Here is a 9,375-nt window from a genome sequence, read left to right as displayed (position 1 = left end):
CACCGGCGACCGGAGTTCAACGTGCCGACGCAGGACGCGCGCTGGTTCCGGTTGTGCACGGTCGACGGCGTGACGGTGACGACCGCCGACGGCTGCGGGGTGGTCTACCGGCAACGCGACCGCCGCAAGATGTTCGCGCTGTTGCTCGCGTCCCTGCGCCGGCAGCGTCGGCTGGCGGCCCGGTTCGACGAGATGCGCAAGGTCTATCGCGACGCGCTGCCCGTGCTGGCGAGCAAGCAGAAGTGGGAGACGGCGCTGCTGCACCACGCGGCCGAGAAGACCGAGCATGCCTGAGGCTTCCGCCGAGGACGCGCGCGGCGAGGTGGCCGCGCTGGTCGCCGTCCAGTCCGCGTTGACCGGGCGGCCCGGCGTGTTGACCGTCGCGCGGGGGCTCTCCCACTTCGGCGAGCACAGCATCGGCTGGGTGGCCGTGGCGCTGGCCGGCGCCGCGCTCGCGCCCAGGCGGCGCGGGGACTGGGTGCTGGCCGCCGTCGGGGCGTTCGCCGCACACGCCGCCGCGGTCCTGGTCAAACGCGTGGTGCGGCGCGAACGCCCCCACCACCCGGCCGTCGCCGTCAACGTCGGCACGCCCAGCCGGCTCAGCTTCCCGTCGGCGCACGCCACCTCCACCACCGCCGCGGCGCTGCTCCTGGGGTGGGCCACCGGCCTGCCGCTGCCCGCGCTGCTGGTGCCCCCGATGGCGCTGTCGCGGGTGGTGCTCGGCGTGCACTATCCCAGCGACGTCGCCTCCGGCATCGCCCTCGGCGCCGTCGTTGCCGCCCTCGCCCGCCGACTCCGGGAGGTGATGCGCCATGGCTGAGGACGTGGCGGCCAGGCCGTCGGGCAACCTGTTCGTCGGCGTCATCAAGGCGATCCGGCCCCGCCAGTGGGTGAAGAACGTCCTCGTCCTGGCCGCGCCGGTTGCCGGGCTGGGCAGCGGCATCCGCTACAACTACGCGCAGATGCTCACCCAGGTGGGGCTGGCGTTCGTGGTGTTCAGCCTGGCGGCATCGTCGATTTACCTGGTCAACGACGTGCGCGACGTCGAGGCCGACCGGGAGCACCCCACCAAGAGGTTCCGACCGATCGCGGCGGGCGTGGTCCCGGAGTGGCTGGCCTACGTGCTGGCCGCGCTGCTGGGCGCGGCGTCGCTGGGCATCGCGTGGCTGGTGACGCCCAACCTGGCGCTGGTGATGGCCGTCTACATCGCGATGCAGCTGGCGTACTGCTTCGGCCTCAAACACCAAGCGGTGCTGGACATCTGCATCGTGTCGTCGGCGTACCTGTTGCGCGCCATCGCCGGTGGGGTGGCGACCGAGATCTCGCTGTCGCAGTGGTTCCTGCTGTCCGCGGCGTTCGCGTCGTTGTTCATGGTGGCCGGCAAGCGCTACGCGGAGCTGCAGTTGGCCGAACGCACCGGCGCGGCGATCCGCAAATCGCTGGAGAGCTACACCAGCACGTATCTGCGGTTCGTGTGGACGTTGTCGGCGACCGCGGTGGTGGTCTGCTACGGCCTGTGGGCGTTCGAGCGCGACCACCACTCCGGCAGCTGGTACGCGGTGACGATGGTCCCGTTCACCATCGCGATCCTGCGTTACGCGGTGGACGTGGACGGCGGGCTGGCCGGCGAACCCGAGGACATCGCGCTGCGCGACCGGGTTCTACAGCTGCTCTTCCTCGGCTGGATCGCGACAATTGGAGCCGCGGTTGCCTTCGGTTAGCCCCGAACTGCAGGCCCTCAAAGCGCGCATGGTCCGCCGCCGCCCGGTGTTCCGGCGCCCGGGGTGGCCGGTGTTCCCCTACACCACCCTGGTCCGGGCCAGCCTGTGGGCCAGCGTGGCGGTCGTCAGCGGGCTGTTCGCGTGGGGGGCCTGGCAGCGGCGGTGGATCGCCGACGACGGGCTCATCGTGCTGCGCACCGTGCGCAATTTGCTGGCCGGCAACGGCCCCGTCTTCAACCAGGGCGAGCGGGTAGAGGCCAACACCTCCACGGCGTGGACCTATCTGATGTACGCGGGCAGCTGGGTCGGCGGCTCGGTGCGCATGGAATACATCGCCCTGGCGCTGGCCCTGCTGCTCTCGGTGACCGGCGTCGCGCTGGTCATGCTGGGCGCCGGGCGGCTCTACGCCCCGAGCCTGCGCGGGCGTCGGGCCATCATGCTGCCGGCCGGGGCGCTGGTCTACATCGCCCTGCCGCCGGCGCGGGACTTCGCCACCTCGGGGTTGGAGAACGGGCTGGCCCTGGCCTACCTCGGCTTGCTGTGGTGGCTGATGGTGTGCTGGGCTCAGCCGGTCCGCAACCGGCCCGAAAACACGCCGTTCCTGGCTGCCGTGGCGTTCGTGGCGGGTTTCAGCGTGCTGGTCCGGCCCGAGCTGGCCATCATGGGCGGGACCGCGCTGATCATGATGCTCATCGCCGCCCGGACCTGGCGGCGCCGGGCGCTGATCGTGCTGGCGGGCGGCCTGCTGCCGGTGGCGTACCAGATCTTCCGGATGGGCTACTACGGGCTGCTGGTGCCCGGCACCGCCCTGGCCAAGGACGCCGCCGGCGACAAGTGGTCGCAGGGCTTGATCTACCTGTCGAACTTCGACGCGCCGTACGCGGTGTGGCTGCCCCTGGTGCTGCTGGTGCCGCTCGGTGTGCTGGTGCTGGTGGCGCGCCGCCGCCCGTCGTTTCTGCGGCCGGCGCTGGCGCCCGACTACGGCCGGGTCGCCCGGGCCGTGCAGAGCCCGGCCGCCGTGGTGGCGTGGGTGCTGATCAGCGGGCTGATCCAGGCGCTGTACTGGGTGCGGCAGGGCGGCGACTTCATGCACGGCCGGGTGCTGCTAGCACCGCTGTTCTGCCTGCTGGCGCCCGTCGCCGTCATCCCGGTGGCGATCCCCGACGGGCAGGACTACTCCCGCGAGACCGGGCGCTGGGTCGCCGGCGCCGCCGGCGCGCTGTGGGTCGCCGTCGCCGGCTGGGCGCTGTGGGCGGCGAACTCCCCGGGCCTGGGCGACGACGCCACCCACGTCACCTACACCGGGATCGTCGACGAGCGTCGCTTCTACGCCCAGGCCACGGGCCACGCCCACCCGCTGACCGCGGCGGACTATCTCGGGTACCCGCGGATGGCCGCCATCCTGGTGGCGCTCGACAACACCCCGGACGGCGCGCTGCTGCTGCCCTCGGGCAACTACACCCAATGGGACCTGGTGCCGATGGCGCACCCGCAGCCCGGCGGCGCCGCCAACGACCGGCCGCAGCACGCCGTGTTCTTCACCAACCTGGGCATGGTCAGCATGAACGTCGGGCTCGACGTCCGGGTGATCGACCAGATCGGCCTGGCGAACCCGCTGGCCCAACACACCCAGCGGCTCAAGCACGGCCGCATCGGCCACGACAAGAACCTGTTTCCCGACTGGGTGATCGCCGACGGCCCGTGGGTCAAGGTCTACCCCGGCGTCCCCGGCTACCTCGACGTCCAATGGGTCGCCGAGGCCGTCGCGGCGCTGCAATGCCCCGACACCAAGGCCGTGTTGAGCTCCGTGCGCGCCCCGATGACCGCGCACCGCTTCCTGTCCAACGTGCTGCACGCCTACGGCTTCACCAAGTACCGGATCGACCGCGTCCCGCTGTACGAGTTGGCCCGCTGCGGGCTGCCGATACCCGAGCAGGTCCCGCCCCCGCGCCGCGATTAAGCCGCCGCAAGAAGAATTCTGGGCGAATTCCCGCCAATCACGATTCGGCAACGGCGCGAAATTGACAGCAACATCACAATTGCGGCCTCACCTGGTGGCGGTAACAGCCCACACGTGCGCGAACGCCGCTTGTCAAAGCTCGTTTGACGAGCTGTTTGACGCGCTGTTTGACGCGAAAACCGCTGAGTAGGACCGCCGCTCGCGGGTCGGCCCCGCCGCCTCGATGCGGCCGAACCTGCGGTGGTGTGGTTGACTACTGGAGCACTGCTGCGCTGAGCGCGGCGACGACGCGGGTCGAGCGACCCGAAGAGGAGCCGTGCAATTGGGTTTGCGCATGCAGATCGACCCAATCAAGAAAGCGTCCAATCGGAGAAGTGCGCCGAAAGGTCGCAAGAAGGATGAGGAAGCAAGGATGACGCTTGTCGACAGGTTTCGCGGCGCCGTGGCAGGGATGCCGCGGCGGCTCGTGGTGGCGGCCGCTGGCGCGGCGCTGCTCTCGGGCCTGATTGGCGCCGTGGGGGGCTCGGCGACCGCAGGAGCGTTCTCGCGCCCCGGTCTGCCGGTGGAGTACCTGCAGGTTCCCTCCGCCGGAATGGGCCGCGACATCAAGGTGCAGTTCCAAAGCGGTGGCGCCAACTCGCCCGCGTTGTACCTGCTGGACGGTATGCGCGCGCAGGACGACTTCAACGGCTGGGACATCAACACCCCGGCGTTCGAGTGGTACAACCAGTCCGGCATCTCGGTCGCCATGCCGGTCGGCGGGCAGTCCAGCTTCTACTCGGACTGGTACAAGCCCGCGTGCGGTAAGGCCGGTTGCACCACCTACAAGTGGGAGACCTTCCTGACCAGCGAGCTGCCGTCGTACCTCGCCTCCCAGAAGCAGGTCAAGTCGACCGGCAGCGCCGTCGTCGGCCTGTCGATGGCCGGCTCCTCGGCGCTGATCCTGGCCGCCTACCACCCGCAGCAGTTCGTCTACGCCGGCTCGCTGTCGGCGCTGCTGGACCCGTCGCAGGGGATGGGCCCGTCGCTGATCGGCCTGGCCATGGGCGACGCCGGTGGCTACAAGGCCAACGACATGTGGGGTCCGAAGGAGGACCCGGCCTGGGCCCGCAACGACCCTTCGCTGCAGGTGGGCAAGCTCGTCGCCAACAACACCCGGATCTGGGTGTACTGCGGTAACGGCAAGCCGTCCGACCTCGGTGGCGACAACCTTCCCGCCAAGTTCCTCGAGGGCTTCGTGCGGACCTCCAACCTGAAGTTCCAGGACGCGTACAACGCCGCGGGCGGCCACAACGCGGTGTGGAACTTCGACGCCAACGGCACCCACGACTGGCCCTACTGGGGCGCGCAGCTGCAGGCGATGAAGCCTGACCTGCAGTCGGTGCTGGGCGCCACCCCGGGTGCCGGTCCCGCGACCGCCGCTGCCGCCTCCAACGGCACCGGCCAGGGCACCTAGACCCGCAACAACCACACGCCTGGCGGCGGCAACCCCTCGGGGTTGTCGCCGTCAGTCGTTTCGCGGTGTGAGCTGTTTCACTACCCCCTGCACCGGGCGTGCCGTGGCGCTGGCTACTGTGCACAACAGCGACTAGACGATGGAGGGTGGACATGACGGTCGTACGGGGTGTGTCGGCGCTGCTCCGGCTGCTGTGCGTCGCGGTGCTCTCGGTGGGGCTGATCGGCGCGACGGCCACGCCCAGGGCGCGCGCTGCCGGCTACGAGAGCCTGATGGTTCCGTCGGCGGCGATGGGCCGCGACATCCCGGTGGCCTTCCTGGCCGGTGGCCCGCACGCCGTCTATCTGCTCGACGCCTTCAACGCCGCCCCCGACGTGTCCAACTGGGTCACCGCCGGCAACGCGATGAACACGCTGGGCGGCAAGGGCGTCTCGGTGGTGGCACCCGCCGGGGGTGCGTTCAGCATGTACACCAACTGGGAGCAGGACGGCAGCAAGCAGTGGGACACCTTCCTGTCCAGCGAGCTGCCGAGCTGGCTGGCCGCCAACAAGGGCCTCGCGCCCGGCGGCCACGCCGCCGTCGGCGCCTCGCAGGGCGGGTACGGCGCGTTCGCGCTGGCCGCGTTCCACCCCGACCGGTTCGGTTACGCCGGCTCGCTGTCCGGCTTCCTCTACCCGTCGAGCACCAACTACAACGGCGCTATCCTGGCCGGCCTGCAGCAGTTCGGCGGCATCGACGGCAACGGCATGTGGGGAGCCCCACAGCTGGGCCGGTGGAAGTGGCACGACCCCTACGTGCACGCGTCGCTGCTGGCCCAGAACAACACCCGGGTGTGGGTGTACAGCCCCACCAATCAGGGCGGTGACGACGCCGCGATGATCGGCCAGGCGGGCGCGGCCATGGGCAGCTCGCGGGAGTTCTACCAGCAGTACCGCAGCAACGGCGGCCACAACGGGCACTTCGACTTCCCCGGCGGCGGCGACAACGGCTGGGGCTCCTGGTCGGGCCAGCTGGGCGCCATGTCCGGCGACATCGTCAGCGCCATCCGCTAGCCGCCCGGGCTCGCGGCCGGGCGGGGCCGCCGCGGCTAGCCGGTACCGTGTAGAGCGTGCAGCAGCGCGCGTAGGGTCGCGCGCTGCGTCCATCCGCTCTGCTGGCAGGAGAACATGGCTACAAGCGCCCGGCGCAAGCGCCACCGACGACTCGCCTGGATCGCCGCCTTGGCGGTGGCCGGCGTGGTGCTGCTGGTGGTCGTGGCCGTCGTGACCCTGCTGCGCGGCCGCCAGTCGCCGCCGAGCGCGGTGCCCTCGGGCGTGCTGCCGCCGTCGTCGACCACCTCCCACCCGCACAAGCCGCGCCCCGCCTCCCAGGACGCGTCGTGCCCCGACGTCTACGTGGTCGACGTGCCCGGCACCTGGGAGTCGTCGGTGCAGGACGACCCGGGCGCCCCCGTGCAGTTCCCGAACGCGCTGCTGCACAAGGTGGTGACGGCGCTGGCGCAGGGCTCGCCGTCCTCGCGGGTGCAGACCTACACCACCCCGTACACCGCGCAGTTCCACAACCCGCTCAGCGGTGACACGCAGATGTCCTACAACGCCAGCCGCGCCGAGGGCACCCGCGCGACCGTGCAGGCGATGACCGACATGAACGCCAAGTGCCCACTGACCAGTTACGTGCTGATGGGGTTCTCGCAGGGCGCGGTGATCATGGGCGACATCGCCAGCGACATCGGCAACGGCCGCGGCCCCGTCGACGACGACCTGGTCCTGGGCGTGACGCTGATCGCCGACGGCCGCCGCCAGCCCGGGGTGGGCAATGACATCGGCCCCAACCCGCCCGGCCAGGGCGCCGAGGTGACCCTGCAGGAGGTGCCGATCCTGTCCGGGCTGGGCCTGACGATGACCGGCGCGCGCCCCGGCGGGTTCGGTGACCTCAACGCCAAGACCAACGAGATCTGCGCGCCCGGCGACTTGATCTGCGCGGCGCCGCAGGAGGCGTTCAGCGTCGCGAACCTGCCCAGCACCCTGAACACGCTGGCCGGGGGCGCGGGGCAGCCGGTGCACGCGCTGTACGCCACCACCCAATGCTGGAGTGTGGACGGCGCGCCGGCGACGGACTGGACCCTGAACTGGGCCCAGGGGCTGATCGCCAACGCGCCCCACCCCAAACATGGCTGACGCGGGGCTTGGAACACGGGCCGAACACAGGGCTAGACACAGGGGTAGGTATGCCGATCCGGGTCCGGATCGGCGGTACCTTGTGATTTGGAGCGCCGCAGGCGGCGCCGTAACATTAAGAAGAACTTAAGACTGAGGGACCCCGGTTGCGCAACCGGTTGGGGTCGATGCTGGGCTGGCGCGGAACCCGAGGGGTCCGAACGGGCTCCGCGCGGATCCGATCGGCACAGCGCGCGGCGGGCCCGCGAGAGATGTCACTGTCGGCGTAGCCGACCCGAGAGCAGGTGGGACAGGAGAGCGGCATGGTGTACCACAACCCGTTCATTGTGAACGGGAAGATCAAGTTCCCCGACAACACCAACCTGGTCAAGCACGTCGAGAAGTGGGCGAGGGTCCGCGGCGACAAGCTGGCCTACCGGTTCATCGACTTCTCCACCGAACGCGACGGCGAGTACCGCGACATCATCTGGCGCGACTTCAGCGCCCGCAACCGGGCCGTCGGCGCCCGCCTGCAACAGGTCACCCAGCCGGGTGACCGCATCGCCATCCTGTGCCCGCAGAACCTCGACTACCTGATCGCGTTCTTCGGCGCGCTGTACGCCGGCCGGATCGCGGTGCCGCTGTTCGACCCCTCCGAGCCAGGACACGTCGGCCGCCTGCACGCCGTCCTCGACGACTGCACCCCGTCGACCATCCTGACCACCACGGAAGCCGCCGAGGGCGTCCGCAAGTTCATTCGTGCCCGTGCGGCCAAGGAGCGCCCCCGCGTCATCGCCGTCGACGCGGTGCCCAACGAGGTCGCGTCCACCTGGGAGCCGCCGGAGGCCGACGAGAACACCATCGCGTACCTGCAGTACACGTCCGGCTCGACCCGGACGCCGACGGGCGTGCAGATCACCCACCTGAACCTGCCGACGAACGTCCTGCAGGTGCTCAACGGCCTGGAGGGCAAGGAGGGCGACCGCGGCCTGTCCTGGCTGCCGTTCTTCCATGACATGGGGCTGATCACGGCGCTGCTGTCCCCGGTCATCGGCTACAACTTCACGTTCATGACGCCGGCGGCGTTCGTGCGCCGGCCCGGCCGGTGGATCCGCGAGATGGCGCGCAAGCCCGACGACGCCCCGGACTGCCAGGTCGTCACCGTCGCGCCGAACTTCGCGTTCGAGCACGCCGCGGTGCGTGGGGTACCCAAGGACGGCGAGCCGCCGCTGGACCTGAGCAACGTCAAGGCGATCCTCAACGGCAGCGAGCCGGTCTCCCCGTCCTCCATGCGCAAGTTCTACGAGGCGTTCAAGCCCTACGGGCTGCCGGAGACCGCGATCAAGCCGTCGTACGGCCTGGCCGAGGCGACGCTGTTCGTCTCCACCACCCCGATGAACGAGGCACCGACCGTCATCCACGTCGACCGGGACGAGCTCAACAAGCAGCGCTTCGTCGAGGTCCCGGCCGACTCGCCGCGCGCCGTCGCGCAGGTGTCCGCGGGCGTCATCGGTGTGGACGAGTGGGCCGTCATCGTCGACCCCGACACGGCCAGCGAGCTGCCCGACGGCCAGATCGGCGAGATCTGGCTGCACGGCAAGAACATGGGCACCGGCTACTGGGGCAAAGAGGAAGAGACCTCGGAGACCTTCAACAACATCCTCAAGTCACGGGTCAGCCAGTCGCACGCCGAGGGCGCGCCGGACGACGGCCTGTGGGTCCGCACCGGTGACTACGGCACCTACCACAAGGGTCACCTCTACATCGCGGGCCGCATCAAGGACCTCGTGATCATCGACGGCCGCAACCACTACCCGCAGGACCTCGAGTACTCGGCGCAGGAGGCCAGCCGCGCGCTGCGCACCGGTTACGTGGCCGCCTTCTCGGTGCCGGCCAACCAGCTGCCGCAAGTGGTGTTCGACAACCCGCACACCGGTCTGAAGTACGACGCCGAGGACAGCTCCGAGCAGCTGGTGATCGTCGCCGAGCGGGCCCCCGGTACGCACAAGCTGGACTACCAGCCCATCGCCGACGAGATCCGGGCCGCCATCGCCGTGCGACACGGGGTGACCATCCGCGACC

The 9,375-nt window shown here is 70.3% G+C and carries 7 protein-coding genes and 1 pseudogene; all 8 read left to right on the top strand.

All coding sequences use genetic code 11. The features are described from left to right. Nucleotides 1-294 (top strand): annotated as a pseudogene (locus tag A5714_RS06355) (glycosyltransferase family 2 protein); the annotation flags it as partial. Next, nucleotides 287-820 carry a phosphatase PAP2 family protein gene (locus A5714_RS06350; protein WP_197513578.1) on the top strand — a complete coding sequence of 178 codons (534 nt, stop codon included), beginning with the start codon at nt 287-289 and terminating at the stop codon, nt 818-820. The pseudogene A5714_RS06355 and the gene A5714_RS06350, both read left to right, overlap by 8 nt. Further along, nucleotides 813-1,721 (top strand): decaprenyl-phosphate phosphoribosyltransferase, encoded by a 909-nt coding sequence (locus A5714_RS06345; RefSeq protein WP_068075363.1) that lies wholly within the window; start codon nt 813-815, stop codon nt 1,719-1,721. Before A5714_RS06350 ends, A5714_RS06345 begins: the two co-directional genes overlap by 8 nt. Continuing rightward, the gene (aftB, locus tag A5714_RS06340; RefSeq protein ID WP_304440520.1) at nt 1,708-3,681 is read left to right on the top strand and encodes a terminal beta-(1->2)-arabinofuranosyltransferase; all 1,974 of its coding nucleotides are present in this window, start codon (nt 1,708-1,710) and stop codon (nt 3,679-3,681) included. Before A5714_RS06345 ends, aftB begins: the two co-directional genes overlap by 14 nt. A 412-nt stretch (nt 3,682-4,093) precedes the next feature. Then, nucleotides 4,094-5,137 (top strand): diacylglycerol acyltransferase/mycolyltransferase Ag85A, encoded by a 1,044-nt coding sequence (ag85A, locus tag A5714_RS06335; protein WP_068075357.1) that lies wholly within the window; start codon nt 4,094-4,096, stop codon nt 5,135-5,137. Between the two features lie 152 nt (nt 5,138-5,289). Beyond that, nucleotides 5,290-6,189 (top strand): esterase family protein, encoded by a 900-nt coding sequence (locus A5714_RS06330; protein ID WP_068075369.1) that lies wholly within the window; start codon nt 5,290-5,292, stop codon nt 6,187-6,189. Between the two features lie 114 nt (nt 6,190-6,303). After that, nucleotides 6,304-7,314 (top strand): cutinase family protein, encoded by a 1,011-nt coding sequence (locus A5714_RS06325; RefSeq protein ID WP_068205003.1) that lies wholly within the window; start codon nt 6,304-6,306, stop codon nt 7,312-7,314. A 302-nt stretch (nt 7,315-7,616) separates the two neighbouring features. Beyond that, nucleotides 7,617-9,375 (top strand): long-chain-fatty-acid--AMP ligase FadD32 (fadD32, locus tag A5714_RS06320; protein WP_068283886.1); only part of this gene is annotated, 1,759 nt, incomplete at its 3' end.

It is taken from the genome of Mycobacterium sp. E2462 (genome assembly GCF_001672685.1).
GTDB lineage: Bacteria > Actinomycetota > Actinomycetes > Mycobacteriales > Mycobacteriaceae > Mycobacterium.
The sequence above is the reverse complement of the archived record's forward strand: the minus strand, read 5'-3'. Positions and strand labels throughout refer to the sequence as shown.